Consider the following 19,510-nt stretch of genomic DNA (forward strand, 5'->3'; position numbering starts at 1 on the left):
GGGATTCCCATCCTACAGACGCGGCCGCTCGCCCGTCGGGCAAGGCCACGAGATCGATGGTCGACCGTCGTCAGCGCGCCAGGACGCGGGCCGCATCTTTCGTCATGTCGACGGCCCGGGAGACCGCGTCGATGGATCCGGTGATTGCGAGGGCGTTCTGGGCGATGGCCTGCACGGCCTCGGCCGCCTCCTGCATGCTCGACGACATCTCGCGCGTCACCACGCTCTGTTCCTCGATGGCGGCGGCCGTGCTGACCACGTAGTCGCGCATGGTCCCGACGGAGACCTGGATCGTATCGAGGGAGCCCGCGACCTGTTCGGACGCGTTCTGGACGCTGTCGATCTCGCTCGCGATCTGGTTCGTGGCGTGGGCCGCCTGGGCGGCGAGGTTCTTCACCTCCTGGGCGACGACGGCGAAGCCCCGGCCCGCCTCCCCGGCCCTTGCGGCCTCGATGGTCGCGTTGAGGGCGAGCAGGTTGATCTGGCTCGCGATGTTCTGGATCAGCGCCACGATGCCCGTCATGGCGGTGGCGGTACCCGTGAGCTTGCGGGTGACCGCGCCGGCCGCCTCCACCTGCCCGTGCGCGGCATCCGTCGCCGTACGGGCCTTCGACATGCCGTGGGCGATCTCGTTCACGGAGGCGGCGAGTTCCTCGGCGGCGGCCGCCATGGTCTGCACGTTGTGGGCGGTGCTGCCCGCCGACCGGGTCGCGGCGTTCGAGGCTTCCGACGAGCGCAGGACGGCGCCCTCGATCTCCCCGAAATTCCGATCGATGAGACGATTCAGATCACCCAGCAGGGCCACCTGCGCGGTGACGTCGGTTGCGAACTTCACCACCTTGTAGGGCCGGCCGGCGGCATCGAGGATCGGGTTGTAGGAAGCCTCGATCCAGATCCCGCGACCGCCCTTGCCGATGCGCTTGAACTGACCCTTCTGGTACGCGCCTTGCCGCAACGCGCTCCAGAACGCGGCGTAGGCGGGCGTGTCGCGCAGGGCCGGTTCGACGAGGAGGCGGTGATGCTGTCCGACGAGCTCGGGCAGCGTGTAGCCGACGACGGCGAGGAAGTTCGCGTTGGCGTCGAGGATGGTGCCGTCGAGACCGAAGGCGATGACGGCCTGGGACTTGTGGATCGCATCGATCTGACCCTGGCGATCCGCGTCCTGGGCTTTCTGGCGCGTGATGTCGGTCGCGAACTTGACGATCCCGTAGGGCTTGCCGCTCCGGTCGAAGACGGGATTGTAGGAAGCCTCGATCCAGATCTCGCGGCCGTCCTTGCCGATGCGCTTGAACTGCGCCGCCTGGAACGTGCCGCTCCGAAGGGCCGCCCAGAAGTCCGCGTAGGCCGGGCTCTCCCGCATGGCGGGTTCGACGAAGAGGCTGTGCGGCTTGCCCACGATCTCGTCCAGGCGATAGCCGACGACGGCGAGAAAGTTCTCGTTGGCGCGCAGCACGGTTCCGTCGAGGGCGAACTCTATGATGCCCTGGGATCGATCGAGGGCCGACATCTTCGCGGACGTCTCGGACCTGCCGCGGTGAAACTTCTCGAAGATCATGCGTCGTCCTGCCTTCAGAGCTATACTTGTTTTCGATGCATGCCCGCGGCGTTCGATAGCGAAGACAATGAACGTACTCACGGTTGCTTGTCCGACCGGTGATCACAATCGCGGCATTCCGGTTAAGACTCACTGAAGTTTCGCGAAAATAACAACCTGAATGCGAATGATTCTCATCAGAAGTCTGTTCCGCTGCGTGCCCTTGCGGTGGAAACGGGACGCTGGAGGTGGAGGACGCCCGCGCAAAGGCATTGCGGGCGGCCCGCGCCGGCTCATGGGTACCGCGAAGGCGAAAGCCTGGAGAGGGACCGGGTCGAGGGCGAGACGCCATCTCGTTGCGTCCTGCATCACCGAGGATTCCCCGCGTTGGAACGGGCGCCGAGTCGTTCGCCCGCGCGCGGGTCCGTGCTCGGGCCCATGTCTTGGCCGCATCGCACCGCCGCGGCCGGAACGTCGTCTGCACACCGTGTTCTTGACGCGCTGGCCCCATGGGTGCTTGTGGCCGTTCGCTCAACGCCCGGTCGTTCGAAACCGGCGGGGCCGCTCTCGGAGGAGACTGCTTTGAAACGTTCACGCCGCACGAAGATCATCGCCACGTTGGGCCCGGCCTCCGACACGCCGGAGATGATCGAGAAGCTGTTTCGCGCCGGCGCCGACGTCTTCCGGCTCAACATGAGCCACCTTCCCCGCGAAAAGCTGCCCGAGAAGATCGAGGTGATCCGCACCATCGAGCGCGAGCTGCGCCGGCCCATCGCCGTGCTGGTCGATCTCCAGGGGCCGAAGCTCCGGGTCGCCGCCTTCGCCGAGGGTGCCGCGATGCTGGAGAACGGTGCGTCGTTCGTCCTCGACAGCGACCCGACGCCGGGCGACGTCACCCGCGTGTTCCTGCCCCATCCCGAGATCCTCTCGGCCCTCGAGCCCGGCCACGTCGTCATCGTCGACGACGGCAAGCTGCGCCTCGTCGTGACGGAGGTGTCCGAGGGGCGCGCGGTGACCCGGGTGGTCATCGGCGGCCGCATCTCCAACCGCAAGGGCGTCTCGCTCCCCGACACGGTGATCCCCGTCGCCGCCATGACGGAGAAGGACCGGGGCGACCTCGAAGCCGGCCTCAACGCCGGCGCCGACTGGATCGCCGTCTCCTTCGTGCAGCGGCCCGAGGATGTCGCCGAGGTGAAGAAGGTCGCGGCCGGCCGCGCCCTGGTCATGGCCAAGATCGAGAAGCCGCAGGCCCTGACCCGCCTCGACGAGATCATCGAGATCTCCGACGGCATCATGGTGGCGCGCGGCGATCTCGGCGTCGAGATGCCCCTGGAGCAGGTGCCGGGCGTGCAGAAGCGCATCACCCGCTCTTCGCGCCGCATGGGCAAGCCCGTCGTGGTGGCGACCCAGATGCTCGAATCGATGATCACCGCCCCGGTGCCGACCCGCGCCGAGGTCTCGGACGTCGCCACCGCCGTCTACGAGGGGGCGGATGCCGTGATGCTCTCGGCCGAGAGCGCGTCGGGTGCCTTCCCCATCGAGGCCATCACCATGATGAGCCGCATCGCCGAGCAGGTGGAGCGCGATGCCCTGTACTGGACCATCCTGACGGCCCAGCGCTCCGAGCCCGACGCCACCGCCTCCGATGCCATCGCGGCGGCCGCCCACCAGATGGTGGACGCCCTGAACCTCACGGCGATCATGGCCTGGACCCATTCGGGCTCCACGGCTCTGCGGCTCGCCCGTTCGCGGCCCAACGCCACGATCATCGCGCTGACCCCGAAGCGCGAGACGGCGCGGCGCCTGGCCCTGTGCTGGGGCACGCACCCCATCGTCACCAACGATGCCAGCGATGTCGACGATATGGCGTTCCGGGCGGCGAAGTTCGCCGTGCGCGAGCGCTTCGCCGATATCGGCGACCGGGTGATCGTGGTGGCCGGCGTGCCGTTCGGGACGCCGGGCGCCACGAACCTCGTGCGCATCGCCTTCGTCACCCGCGAGCACGCCGCCAAGGCGTGACGCCCGCTCTCACGGATTTCCAGCCTGTGGTTGGGATCCGTGGGGTCCGGTGGACGGGCGGCCCGCGTCGGCGTCCGGTCCGGAGGCCTACGGCGCGACCGGCTCGCGTGCGGTGATTCCGTCGGCAAAGCGCTCCACCTCATGCACCAGGGCGTCCACGGCGACGTACTGGAGCATGTGGCCGATGCCGGGCAGGAGCACGAGGCGGGCGTCTCGGATCGCGGCCGCGAGGGGCACCGCCTGCCTGTTCACGGGTACGGCCGCATCGGCGTCGCCCGAGATCACCAGCGTCGGGACGGTGAGGCCGGCGTAGCGCGGTGCCTGGGCCTCCAGGGCTGCCGGCAGGCCGGCGAGGTCCTGGAGGTTGGCCACGATCGATCCGGGTCGCACGACGAGTGTCGCACGGCTGCGGTCGAGATAACCCGGAGGCGCCTCCTGGGGGCGGAACACCGCCCCACCGGCGCGCGGCAGGTAATACAACGCCACGGGCGTCGCCACCGTATGGCCGAGGAGCCAGGTCATCGGCGGCCACAGGGCGAGGCGGTAATACCACGGCACCGTTCCCATGCGCGGATACGGCATCGCCACGGGTGCCGCGAGGACGAGGCCCGCCACCCGTTCGGGGTGGTCGAGGGCGAGTGCCGTGGCCAGCGCCCCCGACCAGGAATGGCCGAGCACGATGGCCGGGCCGATCCCGAGACGGGCCAGGGCCGCCGCGATGGCGTGCGCCTGCGCGGCCGGTTCGGCCATGTCGGCGCCCCCCAGCCGGTCGCTCCAGCCCGAGCCCGGCCGGTCGAAGGCGATCACCCGAAACCCGTCCGCCGCGAGGCGCCGGCCGATGCCCTCCATGGGGTCGGAGGCGTTGGCGGAAGCACCGTGCAGAAGGACTACGGTTCCGCGCGTCGACGGGTTCGGGCCTGCTTCGATGCTGGCGAGGCGCCCGCCCGGTACCGGCACGAAAGGCCCCTGCGGCGGGTGCCGTGCCTCGACCCGCCAGGTGATGACGAGGGTCGCCAGGGCACCGGCCCCCAAGACCATCGCGACGAGGCCGAGCAGCCCCGCGAAGACCTTCAGAAGCAGCATGGAGTCTTACAGGTCCCGCCCGTCGACGTCGGGGGCGAGGCGGTCGATGGCGCCCTGCAGCTTGTCCATGCGCGGATACAGGGCGGCGGCCCGGCGGAAGGCTTCCAGCGCCCGGACTTTCTCGTCCATGGAGAGGTAGATCCGCCCCAGAGCCGCCCAGGCCTCGTAGTGCCGGGGCTCGATCACCAGGGTGCGCTTGAGGTCGGTGATGGCGCCGTCCTGGTCCTTGAGCAGCCAGAACACCGTGGCCCGGCGGTTCCAGCCCTCGGACCAGCCCGGCTCCAGGGCGGTGGCCCGGTCGAGCAGCTCGACGGCTAGGGGGAAATCCTGGCCGCTCATGGCCTGGCGGGCGCGCTCCGTCAGAAGGTCGGCCGTGGCGCTGCCCGAGCGCCCGAGGCGCTGCTCGATGAGGCGGGCCACGCCCTTGGCCTCGGCATCGTCCTCCGCCGCCTTGAGGCGGGCATAGAGGTCGTCGAGGCTGACGGCGGTCCGGGGCTTGTCGACCGGCTTCTCGGTCGCTTTGCTGTTGGTTGCCTTGGAAGGCGGCAGCGCGTGGGCGACGGGGACAAAGCCCACGCAAAAAGCCGCGACGAGCGCGGCTTTGAGAGACGTCCGAGGCTGGATCTGGGTTGGAATCTGGCACGGCATGAGGTGAGCTTCCTCGCCCCGCCCGATGCCGTCAACCCGCCGGCTTGCCGCGCCCCGAGAGGAGCGGGCGAACGGGCCTCAGCCCTGGCGCGCCTTGAAGCGCTTCTGGGTCTTGTTGATGATGTAGACGCGGCCCTTGCGACGCACGATCTGGTTGTCGCGGTGACGGCCACGGAGGGACTTGAGGGAGTTGCGAATCTTCATCGGTCTCACGTCGGCCGGACATCTAAGTCCGCCGCCTGTCCATAGGGTCCCGGGAACGAGGCACCCCGAACGGCGGCCTCGGCGATGTGTGTGGACGCATCGCGGAAAGGCGGTTGCCTTATCAGGATTCGTGACGCCAAGGCAAGGCGTACGCGACGCGAATCCCACCACGTGGTGGTTGGTGGCCGCAGCGGGCGACCGTGGTCCATAGCACGGATCGCCAAGCAGGTTTCGCAAAAGTGGTCTCCGGTTTTGCGTCGAAGACCTGCGACAGACCAAGGACCCAAGCAGAGTGAAGCGTTGGCGTGCCAACGCGAGCCTGCTTGGGCCGCCGCCCTTGAAACGGAACGGCCGCCGGGCGGGTGCCGGCGGCCGTGGCTCGGTACGGACAGCGGGGCGGCGGCCCCGCTCTCGTCTCAGGGCTGGGGCGCGGCCGGGGCCGTGGGCGGCGTCGCGGGCACGGCCGGCGTTTCCGCCGGGGGGGCGTCGGGGGCCGGGGCCGGCGTCTTGACCACATCGGCCACGGTCACCTTGGTCAGTTCCGGATAGGCGTCGACCACGTGGGCGCCGTTGAGCGGCTTGCTCTGGCCGTTGTGGCAGGTGGTGCAATTCACCTTGGGCACGTCGCCGAGCACCCCGAGGCGGTTCCTCGGGAAGGTCGAGGTCAGGGGCTCCATGAAGTTTCCGTTGAGGTCCCGCACCATGCGGATGCCGTGCCAGGCGGTGGTGCGCTGGGGCGTGCTCTGCTGCCAGTTCGAGATGGCCCGGGTGTTGTGGCAGAAGGTGCAGTTGACCCCGAGCCCTTCCGACATGTGGATCATCAGGCCGTAGGTCTTCTCCGCATCCTGGATCGGCTTGCCCTTGGTGGTCGGCAGCGCCGTGGTGGCGTTCACCCGGATGGCGTTGTTGTCGATGGACTTGTCGGCGAGATACTCGGTCAGGGTGTCGTAGGGCAGCGAGGCGAGGCCGACGGAGGGGGCGGCCATGTTCTGCCCGTTGTTGCGGGAGACGAACCCGCCCGGACGGTTCGGGCCGGGGTTGGTGAACCAGATGTTGGCCGGCACGGGCTGGCCGCGGTGGCAGGTGTAGCAGGTGACGCCGGCCCCCCCGACGTGGTTCGCCTTCCAGTCGCTGTTGATGTGCTGGGTCATCTGCAGCATCCGGCGGGCGACGCGCTTCTGATAGAGGCTGTCGTCGGCCATGTTCTCGGTGTTGTGGCAGTAGGTGCAGCCCTGTTCGGGCGAGACCCACTCCGTCATCGAGACCATGAGGCGGTTGAATTCGTTGGTCGTGAGGCCGCTGAGAACCTTGACGTTCTCGTAGGTCTGGCCGGCGAGCTCGCCCCCCTCCTCCGCCGGATCGGCCGGCGCGGGCGCCACGTTGGCGTCCTTCTTCTCGGCGACCTCCGCGCGGGTATGGACTTGGTCCATGCCCGTGCCGCGAAAGCCGTTCTGGGTGGTGGTGAGCGGCGGCCGCTCCCAGCCGGAGGTTCCGAACATCGCCACCGTGAGGAAGAAGGCGATGGAGGCCCCGAGGACGACGAAGAAGGTCTTCATGGGGTCCCTCCGGGCTGGCTCAGGGGATCGACGATGGGCGCATAGACCTGCGGGTAGGCCGGGGCGACGCCGTGCTTGACCGCCCAGAGGTACCAGTTGTCGACCACGGTGCCGGTGAGCAGGATGCCGATGCCGCCCGTCAGCGTGGTGAGCACGGCGAACCACCAGGCCCAGCGGTGCACGGATTCCATCGTGGCGTTGAAGCCCATGGTCCAGCGCCAGAACAGGGCGGCGCGTTCCGTCGCCGTGCCGCGATCGACGATCTGGTCGATCTCACGCTCGCCGCCGAAGCGGCTGACCGCCAGGATGGTGCCGCCATGCATGGCGAACAGCAGCGTCGATCCGTACAGGAACACGATCGAGAGCATGTGGAACGGGTTGTAGAACAGGTTGCCGTAGCGGAGCGAGAAGGCGGCGGTCCAATCGAGGTGCGGGAAGATGCCGAACGGCACCGCCTCGCTCCACGAACCCATCATCACCGGGCGGATGAAGCCCAGCACGAGGAACAGCCAGATGGCGGAGGCGAACGCCCAGGGCACGTGGTAGCCGAGCCCCAGGGCCTTGGCCCGGCGGAACAGGCGCAGCCACCACAGCAGCACCGAGGCCGTGAGGAAGAAGCCGGCGATGAGCCACCAGCCGCCCTCGGCCAGCGGCGGCAGGACCTTGAGGCCGTATTGCGGGCGCGGCGGCTCGAGGGCGAGCCAGGGAAGCTGGCGCACGAACTGGACCGGGTCCCAGTTCACGCTCGCCCACATGTTGAGACCGATGATCTCGAAGGCGATGAGCCCGCAGGCGAAGGACAGGGCGCCGAGGTACCCGATGTAGATCGGGCCGACCTGCGAATTGCCGATGAGACCGAACAGGTAGGAGTTGAACGGCTTGCCCCAGCGCTTGTCGGAATCGACGGGGATTCCGAGTTCCGGAATGACGGGCCGGACCTGCACTTCCGTGAAGATGTTCTGATAGTAGGCCATTGTTCGGTCCCCCCTCTCAGCGCCAGACCGGGAGATTGAGCCACCAGCCCCACCATTCCGGCCAGCCACGGGTCCAGAACGGGCCGCTGATGACGATGCAGACGGCGCTCCAGAAGCCCGCCGACAGGGCGAGGAACAGGCCGAGGCGGTGGATGCCGAGCGTTCCGATGGAATACCCGATGGTGTCGCGGAAGAAGGTGTCCTCGTGCTCGGGCGTCTTCACCACTTCGCCCTTGCCCGGATTGGTCGAGGACAGGATCAGCGCGCCGTGGAGCGAGAGCGCCAGCGTCGTCGTGAAGAAGAACGACACCGCGAGCATGTGCGCCGGATTGTAGTGGAAGTGCAGATACTGGTAGCCGGTGTTCGACACCCAATCGAGGTGGGAGAGGATGCCGTAGGGGAAGCCGTGGCCCCAGGCGCCCATGAGGAACGGACGGACCACCACCAGGGACACGTAGGCCAGGATCGCCACCGAGAAGGCGAAGGGCACGTGGTAGCCGATGCCGAGCTTGCGGCAGATCTCGACCTCGCGCAGCGCCCAGGACGAGAACGCCCCGACGGCGCAGAAGGTGATGATCTGCCAGAGGCCGCCCTCCTTGAGGGGGGCGAGCGCCAGGCCGTATTTCAGGTCCGGCGGCGCGATGTTGATCTGCCAGATGTTCCAGGTCGGACCGAGGGCGGCGCCGTAGATGATCAGCGCCGTGCCGAGCACGGAGAAGAACAGCGTCGTCACGCCGAAGAAGCCGACGTAGAACGGCCCCACCCAGAAATCGAACAGGTCTCCGCCCACCAGCGTGCCGCCGCGGACGCGATATTTTCGTTCAAAACTCAGCATCGCCATCGCGAAACCCTCCCGGCGCCAGCGTCACGGTTCGTGTCGGGTTCTTATGGGTGGTGCGGGCGGGGGCCGGGGATCGGCCACCCGCCCGCTGACCTTGGCTCGGGTGTGCCCGTCAGGCGGGCATCGTCGGCAGGACGAGGCTCTGCGCATCGGCGGCGCGCGGGGCCTTGGGGCCTTCCAGCCAGTTGAACCGGTCGGTGCTGAGTAGAATGAAGTGGATCAGCAGGGCCAGGATGAACAGGAAGGTGAACAGCGCCACCAGGGTGCGGCGCGGATCGAACAGAAGCCAGACCTTGTGCATGGTGCGTCCTCCTCAGGAGATGAGCGAGGCGACGGTCTGGGCCGCCGTCTCCAGGGCCGCGTAGCCCTTGGGTCCCGGCAGCCACGGGCGCCACATCCACACGAGGATGTGGGCGACCACGGCGATGGCCGTGAAGATGATGAAGCTCGTCAGGAAGATCGCGTGGAACTCCTTGGCTTCGGGTTCCGTCAGCCCGGACAGGCTGCTGGGTTTCTCGACTATGCCGTTGGCCATCGGTTGAACCTCCGTGGGTCTGGCCGCGCGGGAGCGCGGCGGCTGTCACCGGGGCCTCGACGGACTCCGGCGGTCCTTCCCTCCAGTGCGGATGGGAGGTCGGTGGCGGGCGGGCTCGAGTGGCCGCGCCCGGAGAGGCAAATCATCCCATGAACACGAAGGGGATGGCCGAGACGGCCATGCTGCGCGCCTCGGCGAAGACCGAGCGCCGCTGCGGCACGATCCCGACCGGATGCGTCGGCATCAGGCGCTGGGCGCAGGCGGCGGCGAGGAAGAAAGGGTAGGTCGCCGCCAGGATGAGGCGGAACTGGACCGCGTCCTGATGCAGGCGGGAGACCGGGTTCAGCGAGCGTTGCATGGGGCACGTCTCCTGTGGGCGGATCGTTGCGGCGCTTAGGCTCGGCAGGGGCCGGCCGGACGGCGCCGCGCCGCTCCAGCCGGAAAGGGATGGGGCGCGCGCGCTCATGCGGCCGCTCCGAGGGCGGTGTCGGCGCGCGCGCGCGCCACGTGATCGGGGGTGACGCGGGGCGCATCCTCGCGGCGCGCGGCCCGCTCGGCGGCGTCGCGCAAGCGTTTCGCCGCCGAGATCCGCACCAGGACGGGATGGGATTCGACGAGGGCGTCGAGGTCGGCGCGGGCCGCCTCGTCCCACGGCAGCTCGCGGTGGAACCGCGCCGGCGTCGCCTCGACGGCATCCATGTCGCGGGCGAGCGGCAGGATGTGGAAGAGCATGTCGAACAGGGCGTTGCAGACCTCCTGCACGAGGTAGGTCGCGCCCGAGAACCCCATGAACGGCGTGCCGGTGTGGCGCCGGATGATGGCGCCGGGAAACGAGGCCGGGACGAAGATCGCCCGGGCGCCGGCTTCCGCCGCGTACATCCGCTCGTTGAACGACCCGAACAGCACCAGGGGCGGATTTTTCGCGATGAGGTCGCGGATCGTGGCGTTGTCGGTCTTGGCGCCGGCCTTGCGGGACACAGCGAAGTGGCAGGGCAGGCCCATCTCGTCTTCGAGGAAGTGCCGGACGCCCCTCGCGTAGGTGTCGGACGCCACGATGCCGAAGCTCGCCGTGCCGAAGAAGTCCTGGGTCACCGAGCGCCACAGGTCCCAGACCGGCTTGATGGTGGTGTGCTTCTCCCGCTCGATGAACGGCTCGGGGTCGAGGCCGAGGATCTCGCCGAGCGAGCGCAGGAACTGGGTGGTCGAGTGGATGCCGATGGGGGCCTGGAGGTAGGGCCGCTCCAGGGCCTCGCAGAGCAGGCGCCCGAACTCGCGGTAGAGGCAGATGTTGGCATCCGCGTTGACGAGCTTCGGAACGTCGGCGAGGTGCGAGCCGAGGGGAAACGCCAGGTTCACCTCGGCGCCGATGCCCTCGACGAGCCGGCGGATCTCGGCGAGATCCGAGGGCATGTTGAAGGTGCCGTAGGCCGGGCCGATGAGGTTGACGCGGGGGCGCTCGCCGGCCTTGCGCTCGGGCCGGGCCGGGATGCCCTTCTTGGCGAATTTCCGCGCGCCGTATTCCTGCCAGAGCCAGGACATGGCCCGGTCGGCGGTCTGCCACTGGTCCTCGTCGATGGTGCGCGGCAGGAAGCGCTGGAGGTTGGTGCCCTCCGGGGTGACGCCGCCGCCGATCATCTCGGCGATGGAACCGGTGACGACCACGCTGGGCTGGCCCGGATCGAGGGTGGCGTGCGCCCGCTTCATCGCGGCTTCGGTGCCGTGGCGGCCGAGTTCTTCCTCGGCGAGCCCCGTGACCACGATGGGCAACTCGTGCGGCGGCAGGGCGTCGGTGTAGTGCAGCACCGAGGTGACGGGGAGATTCTCGCAGCCCACGGGCCCGTCGATGACGACCTGCAGGCCCTTGATGGCGGTGAAGACGTAGACGGCACCCCAGTAGCCGCCGGCCCGGTCGTGATCGAGGACGAGCATCAGGCCATCTCCCCGATCGGATCGTGCGCGGCCTTACCCCGGGGCGCGGCGGCGACGTTCTGGCGGAGCTTGGGCACGTCCTCCCAGATGCCGGCACTGTGGCCCTCGCCGACGCCGGCGAAGAAGTCCCGCATGGTGTCGAAGCGGTGCTGGTTGCCGATGGCCGCGTTGATCACCTTGGCCAGCGACCCGGCGCCGGCGACGCCCATGAGCGGGCGGGCCGAGATGAGGTTGGTGAAGTACAGGGCCGGGATCGCCAGGGCCTTGGCCTTCTGCACCACCGGTGTGGTGCCGATGGCGAGATCCGGCCGGTATTCCATCAGGGCGGCGAGGTCGTCCTCGAGGGAGGCGCGGAACCGCACGGCGACGCCGCGCGCCTCGAGCCAGTCGCGGTCGGCCTCGGCATAGGGTGTCCGCGGGCAGGCGGTGCCGACGTAGCGCAGATCCGCGCCGCTCTCGACGAGGAGGCGCCCGACGAGGAGCTCCGAGCCCTCGTAGCCCGAGAGGGTGATGCGGCCCCGGATCGGGGTCGCGGCGAGCGCCCCCCGGATCATCGGCAGCAGCCGGTTCTTGGCGGCCTCCACGGTGGCGCGGGGGACGGCGCAGGCCTCGCCGATCCGGTCGAGCCAGTCGGCGGTGCCGTCATGGCCCACGGGAGCGGAGCCGACGATGGGGCGGCCCGCGGTCTGGAACTCGCGGATGGAGGCGGTGTAGAACGGGTGGATCGCCGCCACCGCCGTGCAATCGAGGGCCGCGTAGAGCTCGCGCCACTCGCGGGTCGGCACCACGGGGCCGGCGGCGAGGCCCAGGGGTTCGAGGAGAGCGCCGATCACCACCGGGTCGGCGGGGAACATCTCGCCGAGCAGCGCCACGGTCGGGCGCTCGGCCCGCCCCGCCCGCGGGGCCTGGACCGGACCCTGCTCGGCTTCGGTGCGGGCGAATTTCAGCATGGCGCCGGCCAGAACGTCCTTGGCCTCGGCATGGGTCGGCACCCCGAAGCCCGGAACGTCGATGCCGATGATGCGGACGCCGTCGATCTGCTTCGGCAGCAGCCGCAGGGGCACGCCCGAGGCGGTCGGCACGCACAGGTTGATCACCACCACGGCGTCGTAATCGGCGGGTTTCGCCACGTCGAACACCGCCTCGCGGATGTCCTCGAACAGCTTGCCGGTGACCAGGGTCTCGGAGTTGAACGGCACGTAGCCCACGCTCCGCTTCGCCCCGTAGAAATGCGACGTGAAGGTCAGCCCGTAGACGCAGCAGGCCGAGCCCGAGAGGATCGTCGCCGTGCGCCGCATGCGCAGGCCGACGCGCAAGCTCCCGAAGGCCGGGCACATGCTCTGGGGCTGGTCGTGCGGCCCCTGCGGATAATCCTTTCGGAGTTGCTCCAGCGTGTCGGACATCCCGGCGGCCTCGGCCGCCGCCCGCATCGTCGCCTTGCCCGAATGGCAACCGAGGCCGTCGCCCTTCGTGGCGGCGAGCACCACCTCGGCCGGGACGGCCGGGGCCGCGAGGCTCGAAGCGGGGCGCTCCTTACGGGCGCGCAGATCGGCGATGTCGAGGGTGACGGCCATGCGCGTCAGACCTCGTCGTAGACGACTTCGAGGGACGGCTTCACCACGTGGGCCGTGCCGCACATGTCCTCGAAGGTGGCGGGTACGAGCGTCACGCCCCTGCCGACCGCCTCGCCCTTGAACAGGCCGAGCAGCCCGTCCTGGGAGAGCGGCGTCGGGTGATTGGGCGCCGCGTCGTGGACGTTCTGCGCGAGATCGGCGAACAGCGAGCCCCACGGGCTCTCGGGCCGGCCGATGATCTCGTAGTTCGCACTCTTCTTGCGGATGTCGTCGTCGGCCGGGATCGAGGCCAGGACCGGGATGCCGACGGCGGCGGCGAAGGCCTGGGCCTCTCCGGTGCCGTCGTCCTTGTTGATGACGAGGCCGCCAACGCCGACGTTGCCGCCGAGCTTGCGGAAGTATTCCACCGCCGAGCAGACGTTGTTGGCGACGTAGAGCGACTGCAAGTCGTTCGAGCCGACGACGATGACCTTCTGACACATGTCGCGGGCGATGGGCAGGCCGAAGCCGCCGCAGACCACGTCGCCGAGGAAGTCGAGGAGCACGTAGTCGAAGCCCCATTCGTGGAAGCCGAGCTTCTCCAGGAGTTCGAAGCCGTGGATGATGCCGCGCCCGCCGCAGCCGCGCCCGACCTCCGGCCCGCCGAGCTCCATGGCGTAGACGCCGTCGCGCTTGAAGCAGACGTCGCCGATGGCGACCTGTTCGCCCGCGAGTTTCTTCTTGGTGGACGTCTCGATGATGGTCGGGCAGGCGCGGCCGCCGAACAGCAGCGAGGTGGTGTCGCTCTTGGGGTCGCAGCCGATGAGCAGTACCTTCTTGCCCTGCTGGGCCATCATGTAGCTGAGGTTGGCCAGGGTGAACGACTTGCCGATGCCGCCCTTGCCGTAGATCGCGATGATCTGCGTCTCCTTGGTGGCCTTCACCGGCACGGGATCGGGCTCGATGCCGGCCTCGGCGCGAAGCGCTTCCGATGCCTTCAGGGCGGCGCCGTTCAGCTGCATGTTCATGCGGCACTCCAATCGAGGATCATCTTGAGGCAGGCGGGCTCGCCGAAGGCCGTGCGGTAGGCTTGCGCCGCGTTGGCGGCCGGCTGGCGATGGGTGACGAGACCGTCGAGCGACAGGTGCCCCGACGCGACCAGCGCCGTGACGGTGGCGAGATCCTCCGGCTTCCACTGCGCCGCGACCCGGATGCGGGCCTCGCGCAGGAAGGCGGGTGGGAAGGTGAAGGCGAGCGGCGCCTCGTAGAACCCCGCCAGCACGATCTCGCCGCCGGCCCCCAGGCGTCCGATCAGGGTGTCGAGGAGGCCGGCATCGCCGCTGGCATCCGTGATCGTGGCGTAGTCGCGCCGGGCGTCGGCATCGGGGTGGAGCACGGCGTAGCCGTCGGCCCCCTCGGCGCGGATGGGATTGGTCTCCCACACCACCGGCGTGCCGCCGGCGGCCACGGTGAGGCGGGCCAGCAGGCGCCCGAGCACGCCGTGCCCGACGATGAGCGAAGGACCGGACGGGGCCGCGCCCAGAGCGTGCTGGGCGGTGGCCGCCAGGGCGAAGAGGATGCCGCGCTCGCCCAAGGACGGGTCGAGGGGGACGAGGCGTGCGCCGGCGCTGACGAGATGGGAGGCGGCGCCACCGAACAGGCCGCGCACCGGGCCGAAACAGCGTGCCCCCGGTACGAACACGGTCTGCCCGACCGCGACGCCGGATTCCGCGCCGGCTTCGATCACGGTGCCGACGGATTCATAGCCGGGCACCAGGGGGTAGCCCATCCCGGGAAACGCCGGCATCCGGCCGGACCAGAGCAGACGCTCCGTGCCGGTGCTGATGCCGCTCCAGGCGACCGCGACCAAGGCGTCGGCTTGGCCGGGGGTATCGAGCGTGAGGGTGTCGAGGGCGATCCGTTCCGGTTCGTGGAGGACGATGGCACGCGCTTGCATGGTTCCGGCCCTCCCCTTGTCCGTGGGGCCATCGACGTGCGGCCCGTATGTGTCATCCTAGATAGACACTTTTATTCGTCAAGCATTACTTACGATTGGTGCTGTCTAATCGGTTGGACACGAGCAGTCGGGTCAGGAGGGGGCGGCGGGTCGGGACCTCGCGGACCCCGCCGAAACCGGCCTCGGCGAGCAGCTGCGTCAGCTCGGCAGCCGTGCGGCAGCGGCCGGTGCCCATGGCGAGGAGGTAGAAGCCGAAATAGGCGTCGGCCATCGCCTCGGCTCCGGGCGTGCCCGCCATGGGTTCGGCGATGAGAAGCGTGCCGCCCGGGGGCAAAGCCGCGTGAGCCGCACGCAGGAGGGCACGGACCTTGCCGTCGTCGTGGTCGTGGACCACCCGTACCAGCGAGACGAGATCGGCCCCGCTCGGCAGGGGATCGTCCGGGAAGGCGCCCCCGAAGGTTTTTGCGCGCGCGCTCAGGCCCGCTTCGGCGAAGGCCCTCTCCGCCCGGGCCGTCACGGCCGGCAGGTCGAACAGCATCAGGCCGAGGCCGGGGGCGTGGCGGGCGGCCTCCCGCAGGAAAGCGCCCTCGCCACCGCCGACATCGAGGATGCGCCGATGGTCGCGGAGTGGATAGGCCTCGACGATGTCTTGCGCGATCAGGGACTGGGACGCGCCCATCAGGGTACTGTAGGCCGCGACCGATTCAGCGCTCGCGGGATCGCCGCGGGCGGCGTCCGCATAGGCCCAGTAGCGCGACAGGTGGGTGGGGCCGGCTTCCCCGCGCAGGAGGGCGACGGGGTCGGCGAGGTCCGCGTAGAGAAGCGCGTGATGCTCGATCATCGCCGCAACCGAGGGGTTGCCGATGAGCGCCGCGCCGAGGTCGGCGAGGGCGAAGCGGCCGTCGGGCAGGCGGGCGAGGAGATCGAGGGCGGCCGCGGCCTTGAGGAGGCGTTCGGCCCGGTCCGGTGCGAGGCCGACGCGCGCCGCCACGGCGTCCGGCGCCAGGGGGCCGTCGAACAGGATGCGGAACAGGTCGAGGCGCACGCAGGCGAACAGGGTCTGCGCGTAGACGAAGCCGGCGCAGAGATCGAACAGGGCCTTCGTGTTCGCCCGGGCGATGGTTCGCGTGAGGGGAAAGCCGGCGGCCCAGCGCTGGAAGCCGGGCTTGGCGATGGTGCGGGTGCGGAAGGCGCGCCACCGCGCCCGCCACGAGTCCTTCGGTGGCGCGCTACCGCCGGGGAGCTTGTCCACGCCCGCCGCCGACGCCGTCACCGGTGGGGTGGCCATGGTGGCCGCCCGCCGTCAGGCCAGTTCCCGCACGAGGTGGGCCGGCAGGAACAGCCGGGTCTGCGCTTCGATCTCGGCCCGGAGGGCATCGGCACCCGGGCAGGCCGGGATCACCTCGACGGCCTCGCGGGCGAGGCGCTTGAGGCGGGCGAGGGCGCCGCCCATGCCCAGCAGGGCGGCGGCGTTGGGCCGGCCCAGGGTCGCGTCGCGGCCCACGGGCTTGCCGACCTCCTCCTGGCGGCAGGCGACGTCGCGCAGGTCGTCGGCGACTTGATAGGCCTCGCCGAGGCATTCCCCCAGCAGGCGCCACGGCAGGGCCGGCGCACCGGCGGCCGCCGCCCCCGTCACGGTGGCGGCGGCGAACAGGGCGCCGGTCTTGGCCTGCTGGTACTCGGTGAGCGCCACGGTGGGCTCCGATTCCCAGGCCTGGCCCGCCACGATGCCGTTGGGCGAGCCCACCGCGCGGGCGACGAGGCCGACGAGGGCGGCGAGGCGTCGCGGCGAGCGCGTCGCCCCCCGCGCCAGGGTTTCGAAGGCCGAGACGATGAGGGCGTCCCCGGTCAGCACCGCCAGGGGCTCGCCGAAGGCGGCGTGGACGGAGGGCTGGCCCCGGCGCAGGGGGGCGTCGTCGAAGCACGGCAGATCGTCGTGGACGAGGGAGGCGCAGTGCAGCAGCTCGATGGCGGCGGCCGCCGCGTCCGAGGCCGCCGGGTCGTCGTCGCCGCAGGCCCGGGCCACGGACAGGCACAGGCGCGGCCGGATACGGTGACCGCCCGGGAACACGGCGTAGCGGATCGCCTCGGCGAGGCGCGGCGGGGCACCGGGTGCTTCCGCGTGGGCCACGGCGGTGTCGAGGGTGCGCTCGATGCGACGGTTGGCATCCATCTGACGTCTCTCCCGGCGGAAGCATCTGTCTTTTTAACTTGCCAACCGAAAGTGTCAGATAATATTGACACTCGTCAAGGACTGGTTTGGGTGACGGAGGAGCCGGCGCGTGCGGGTCGTGGTCATCGGAGCGGGGATCGGCGGATTGGTGGCGGCCCTCCGGCTGGCCCATGCGGGCCTCGACGTGACCGTGCTCGAACGCGCCGCGCATCCGGGCGGCAAGATGCGCAGCGTCTCCGTCGACGGCCGGGCCGTGGAGGCCGGCCCCACGGTCTTCACCATGCGCTGGGTCCTCGACGAGATCTTTTCGGAATGCGGCGCGAGCCTCGAGGGGCGCGTCGCGCTCAGCCCGGCGGCGATCCTGGCGCGGCATACCTGGGGGCCGGACGGCCACCTCGACCTGTTCGCCGATCCGCGCGCCTCCCGCGACGCCATCGGGGCGTTTGCCGGCGCCCGCGAGGCCGAGGGCTACGACCGCTTCCGCGCCCGCGCCGAGGCGGTCTACCGGACCCTCGAAGGCCCGTTCATCCGGGGGCAGCGGCCGAGTCCCCTCGCCCTCACCCGCCGCGCCGGTCTGTCGGGGCTCGGCGATCTCTGGCGCATCCAGCCCTTCACCACCCTGTGGTCGGCGCTGGGGGATTATTTCGCCGATCCGCGCCTGCGCCAGCTTTTCGGGCGCTATGCCACCTATTGCGGCGCCTCGCCCTACCGGGCGCCCGCCACCCTGATGCTCGTCGCCCATGTCGAATCGCAAGGGGTCTGGCATGTCGCGGGCGGCCTCAGCGCCCTCGCCCGGGCGGTGGCGGATCTGGCCGCCGAGCGCGGTGCGCGCCTGCGCTATGGCGCCCACGTGGCACGCATCGTCACCGACCGCACCGGCGTCACCGGCGTGGACCTCGCCGACGGCGAGCGCATCCCGGCGGACGCCGTCATCTGCAACGCCGACGCGGCGGCGCTGGGCGACGGACTCCTCGGCGCGAAAGCCGCCCGGGGGGCCGAGCGGGTTCCGCCGGCCGAGCGCTCGCTCTCGGCCGTGACCCTGTGCATGAACGCCTGCTCCGAAGGCTTCCCGCTCCTGCGCCACACGGTGTTCTTCTCCGGCGACTATGCCGCCGAGTTCGACGCCATCGCCCGGGGGCGGCTGCCCACCGACCCCACGGTCTATGTCTGCGCCCAGGACCGGGGCGACACGGCCCCTGACGTGTCCGGGGCCGAGCGCCTGCTCTGCCTCGTCAACGCGCCTGCGGGCGGCACCTTCACGCCTACGGAGATCGCCACATGCACGAGCGCCCTTCATCGCCGCCTGGGGGCCTCCGGGCTGACACTGACGGATACGCCCGCGACGGTGACGACGGAGCCGGCGGGGTTCGGGGCGCTGTTTCCGGGGACGGGGGGCGCCCTCTACGGGCGGGCCTCGCACGGGTGGATGGCCTCGTTCCAGCGTCCGGGGGCACGGACGGCGATTCCGGGGCTGTACCTCGCCGGGGGCAGCGTCCATCCGGGGCCGGGGGTGCCGATGGCGGCGCAATCGGGCCGGCTCGCGGCGGACAGCCTGCTGGCGGACCGGAGCACCGCCCGCGCTTCGATACGCCGGTCGGCCGCGGCGGCTACGTCTGGTGGTACGTCGATGCCCTGAGTGCCGATGGGCGCCAGGGGCTGACCATCATCGCCTTCATCGGCTCGGTGTTCTCGCCCTACTACGCCTGGGACAGGAGCCGCGACCCGTTCCGGCACTGCGCCGTCAACGTGGTGCTCTACGGGGAGCGGTCGAACCGCTTCTGCATGACCGAGCGCGGGCGCCGGGCCGTGTCGCGGGACGCGACGCATCTCGCCATCGGTCCGAGCGATCTCGCCTGGGACGGCACCACCCTCACCATCAACCTCGACGAGGTGACGGCACCGATCCCCTCACGGGTCCGCGGCACCGTGCGGGTTCGCCCCACCGGCCTCACCCCCGGCCCGTTCAGCCTCGATGGACAGGGCCGGCATCGCTGGTGGCCGATGGCGCCGTCCTCGCCCGTGGAGGTCGCCCTCACCGAGCCGTCGCTGACCTGGACCGGGACGGCCTACTTCGACACCAACCACGGCGATACGCCCCTTGAGGACGCCTTCACGGATTGGACCTGGTGCCGGGCCGATCTCACGGACGGCGCCGCGATTCTCTACGACGTGCGGCGCCGCGACGGCACCGTTCAGAACCTGTCCCTGCGCTTCGACGCCACCGGCGCGCCGCGCGACATCGATCCACCCCGCCCCGCCGCCCTGCCGGCGACTCGCCTGTGGCGCATTCCCCGCTCGACCCGCAGCGACGATGGCACGGCCCGGGTGGTGCGGACCTTCGAGGACACGCCGTTCTATGCCCGCTCCCTGCTGGAGACGACCCTCTGCGGGCAACGGGTGCGCCCGGTCCACGAGAGCCTGTCGCTCGACCGGTTCAAGAACCCCCTGGTGCGCTGGATGCTGCCGTTCCGGATGCCGCGTCCGCTCGGGTGAGGCGGGCCTTC

Annotated in this window: 19 protein-coding genes; 3 read left to right on the plus strand and 16 right to left on the minus strand. The window is 70.2% G+C overall.

Annotated features, from left to right (window positions below; translation table 11 throughout):
* Positions 1-70 precede the first annotated feature (70 nt).
* Positions 71-1,507: a PAS domain-containing methyl-accepting chemotaxis protein gene (locus ASG60_RS18360; protein ID WP_244476711.1), complete on the minus strand. Its 1,437-nt coding sequence runs from the start codon at positions 1,505-1,507 to the stop codon at positions 71-73.
* A gap of 609 nt (positions 1,508-2,116) precedes the next feature.
* Here ASG60_RS18360 and pyk point away from each other — a divergent pair.
* Positions 2,117-3,553 (plus strand): pyruvate kinase, encoded by a 1,437-nt coding sequence (gene pyk / locus ASG60_RS18365; RefSeq protein ID WP_056168714.1) that lies wholly within the window; start codon positions 2,117-2,119, stop codon positions 3,551-3,553.
* Positions 3,554-3,640: 87 nt separating this feature from the next.
* Here the strand turns inward: pyk and ASG60_RS18370 are convergent, their stop codons facing one another.
* The 15 genes from ASG60_RS18370 to ASG60_RS18440 all read right to left on the minus strand — a co-directional run bounded on the left by ASG60_RS18370 (position 3,641) and on the right by ASG60_RS18440 (position 17,006).
* Positions 3,641-4,636: an alpha/beta hydrolase gene (locus tag ASG60_RS18370; protein ID WP_056387043.1), complete on the minus strand. Its 996-nt coding sequence runs from the start codon at positions 4,634-4,636 to the stop codon at positions 3,641-3,643.
* A gap of 6 nt (positions 4,637-4,642) precedes the next feature.
* Entirely contained in the window at positions 4,643-5,212 is a 570-nt protein-coding gene (locus ASG60_RS18375) for a tetratricopeptide repeat protein (protein ID WP_244473118.1), read from the minus strand.
* 150 nt (positions 5,213-5,362) lie between these two features.
* Positions 5,363-5,488, minus strand: coding sequence for a type B 50S ribosomal protein L36 (ykgO, locus tag ASG60_RS18380; RefSeq protein WP_055886195.1), 126 nt, complete (start codon positions 5,486-5,488; stop codon positions 5,363-5,365).
* Positions 5,489-5,904: 416 nt separating this feature from the next.
* Complete coding sequence (gene pufC / locus ASG60_RS18385) at positions 5,905-7,044, minus strand: photosynthetic reaction center cytochrome PufC (RefSeq protein ID WP_056267268.1); 1,140 nt, start codon at positions 7,042-7,044, stop codon at positions 5,905-5,907.
* Positions 7,041-8,018, minus strand: a complete 978-nt coding sequence (gene pufM, locus ASG60_RS18390; protein ID WP_056168726.1) for a photosynthetic reaction center subunit M — start codon at positions 8,016-8,018, stop codon at positions 7,041-7,043. The genes pufC and pufM overlap by 4 nt, the downstream gene beginning before the upstream one ends.
* A gap of 16 nt (positions 8,019-8,034) precedes the next feature.
* Positions 8,035-8,859, minus strand: coding sequence for a photosynthetic reaction center subunit L (gene pufL, locus ASG60_RS18395; RefSeq protein WP_056168729.1), 825 nt, complete (start codon positions 8,857-8,859; stop codon positions 8,035-8,037).
* Positions 8,860-8,971: 112 nt separating this feature from the next.
* Positions 8,972-9,160, minus strand: a complete 189-nt coding sequence (gene pufA / locus ASG60_RS18400) for a light-harvesting antenna LH1, alpha subunit (RefSeq protein ID WP_056168732.1) — start codon at positions 9,158-9,160, stop codon at positions 8,972-8,974.
* Between the two features lie 12 nt (positions 9,161-9,172).
* A complete protein-coding gene (pufB, locus tag ASG60_RS18405; RefSeq protein WP_056096638.1) occupies positions 9,173-9,394 on the minus strand; it encodes a light-harvesting antenna LH1, beta subunit in 222 nt (73 codons plus the stop codon).
* Between the two features lie 142 nt (positions 9,395-9,536).
* A complete protein-coding gene (locus ASG60_RS18410) occupies positions 9,537-9,752 on the minus strand; it encodes a hypothetical protein (protein WP_056168735.1) in 216 nt (71 codons plus the stop codon).
* A 104-nt stretch (positions 9,753-9,856) separates the two neighbouring features.
* Complete coding sequence (gene bchZ / locus ASG60_RS18415) at positions 9,857-11,323, minus strand: chlorophyllide a reductase subunit Z (RefSeq protein ID WP_056267270.1); 1,467 nt, start codon at positions 11,321-11,323, stop codon at positions 9,857-9,859.
* On the minus strand, positions 11,323-12,897 hold the full coding sequence (gene bchY, locus ASG60_RS18420) for a chlorophyllide a reductase subunit Y (protein ID WP_056387048.1): 1,575 nt from the start codon (positions 12,895-12,897) through the stop codon (positions 11,323-11,325). The genes bchZ and bchY overlap by 1 nt, the downstream gene beginning before the upstream one ends.
* A gap of 5 nt (positions 12,898-12,902) precedes the next feature.
* Positions 12,903-13,904, minus strand: a complete 1,002-nt coding sequence (locus ASG60_RS18425) for a chlorophyllide a reductase iron protein subunit X (protein ID WP_056168743.1) — start codon at positions 13,902-13,904, stop codon at positions 12,903-12,905.
* Positions 13,901-14,833 carry a chlorophyll synthesis pathway protein BchC gene (gene bchC / locus ASG60_RS18430; protein WP_056387051.1) on the minus strand — a complete coding sequence of 311 codons (933 nt, stop codon included), beginning with the start codon at positions 14,831-14,833 and terminating at the stop codon, positions 13,901-13,903. The genes ASG60_RS18425 and bchC overlap by 4 nt, the downstream gene beginning before the upstream one ends.
* 85 nt (positions 14,834-14,918) lie before the next feature.
* Entirely contained in the window at positions 14,919-16,121 is a 1,203-nt protein-coding gene (locus ASG60_RS18435) for a methyltransferase (protein WP_056387054.1), read from the minus strand.
* A 15-nt stretch (positions 16,122-16,136) separates the two neighbouring features.
* Complete coding sequence (locus ASG60_RS18440) at positions 16,137-17,006, minus strand: polyprenyl synthetase family protein (RefSeq protein WP_056387055.1); 870 nt, start codon at positions 17,004-17,006, stop codon at positions 16,137-16,139.
* A gap of 109 nt (positions 17,007-17,115) precedes the next feature.
* Between ASG60_RS18440 and crtD the strand changes: the two genes are divergently transcribed.
* Both crtD and ASG60_RS18450 read left to right on the plus strand, forming a co-directional pair.
* On the plus strand, positions 17,116-18,642 hold the full coding sequence (gene crtD / locus ASG60_RS18445) for a 1-hydroxycarotenoid 3,4-desaturase CrtD (RefSeq protein WP_056387057.1): 1,527 nt from the start codon (positions 17,116-17,118) through the stop codon (positions 18,640-18,642).
* On the plus strand, positions 18,639-19,499 hold the full coding sequence (locus tag ASG60_RS18450; RefSeq protein WP_056306644.1) for a carotenoid 1,2-hydratase: 861 nt from the start codon (positions 18,639-18,641) through the stop codon (positions 19,497-19,499). The genes crtD and ASG60_RS18450 overlap by 4 nt, the downstream gene beginning before the upstream one ends.
* Positions 19,500-19,510 lie beyond the last annotated feature (11 nt).

Origin of the sequence: Methylobacterium sp. Leaf469 (genome assembly GCF_001424745.1) — a bacterium.
Taxonomy (GTDB): domain Bacteria; phylum Pseudomonadota; class Alphaproteobacteria; order Rhizobiales; family Beijerinckiaceae; genus Methylobacterium.

What these genes read in the sequence shown, in the direction of transcription:
- pufB (WP_056096638.1), bottom strand. Translation starts at nt 9,394, where the DNA reads ATGGCCAACGGCATAGTCGAGAAACCCAGCAGCCTGTCCGGGCTGACG.
- bchZ (WP_056267270.1), bottom strand. Translation starts at nt 11,323, where the DNA reads ATGCTCGTCCTCGATCACGACCGGGCCGGCGGCTACTGGGGTGCCGTC.
- pufM (WP_056168726.1), bottom strand. Translation starts at nt 8,018, where the DNA reads ATGGCCTACTATCAGAACATCTTCACGGAAGTGCAGGTCCGGCCCGTC.
- bchC (WP_056387051.1), bottom strand. Translation starts at nt 14,833, where the DNA reads ATGCAAGCGCGTGCCATCGTCCTCCACGAACCGGAACGGATCGCCCTC.
- pufC (WP_056267268.1), bottom strand. Translation starts at nt 7,044, where the DNA reads ATGAAGACCTTCTTCGTCGTCCTCGGGGCCTCCATCGCCTTCTTCCTC.
- ykgO (WP_055886195.1), bottom strand. Translation starts at nt 5,488, where the DNA reads ATGAAGATTCGCAACTCCCTCAAGTCCCTCCGTGGCCGTCACCGCGAC.
- ASG60_RS18370 (WP_056387043.1), bottom strand. Translation starts at nt 4,636, where the DNA reads ATGCTGCTTCTGAAGGTCTTCGCGGGGCTGCTCGGCCTCGTCGCGATG.
- ASG60_RS18440 (WP_056387055.1), bottom strand. Translation starts at nt 17,006, where the DNA reads ATGGATGCCAACCGTCGCATCGAGCGCACCCTCGACACCGCCGTGGCC.
- ASG60_RS18410 (WP_056168735.1), bottom strand. Translation starts at nt 9,752, where the DNA reads ATGCAACGCTCGCTGAACCCGGTCTCCCGCCTGCATCAGGACGCGGTC.
- pufA (WP_056168732.1), bottom strand. Translation starts at nt 9,160, where the DNA reads ATGCACAAGGTCTGGCTTCTGTTCGATCCGCGCCGCACCCTGGTGGCG.
- pufL (WP_056168729.1), bottom strand. Translation starts at nt 8,859, where the DNA reads ATGGCGATGCTGAGTTTTGAACGAAAATATCGCGTCCGCGGCGGCACG.
- ASG60_RS18425 (WP_056168743.1), bottom strand. Translation starts at nt 13,904, where the DNA reads ATGAACATGCAGCTGAACGGCGCCGCCCTGAAGGCATCGGAAGCGCTT.
- ASG60_RS18360 (WP_244476711.1), bottom strand. Translation starts at nt 1,507, where the DNA reads ATGTCGGCCCTCGATCGATCCCAGGGCATCATAGAGTTCGCCCTCGAC.
- ASG60_RS18435 (WP_056387054.1), bottom strand. Translation starts at nt 16,121, where the DNA reads ATGGCCACCCCACCGGTGACGGCGTCGGCGGCGGGCGTGGACAAGCTC.
- bchY (WP_056387048.1), bottom strand. Translation starts at nt 12,897, where the DNA reads ATGGCCGTCACCCTCGACATCGCCGATCTGCGCGCCCGTAAGGAGCGC.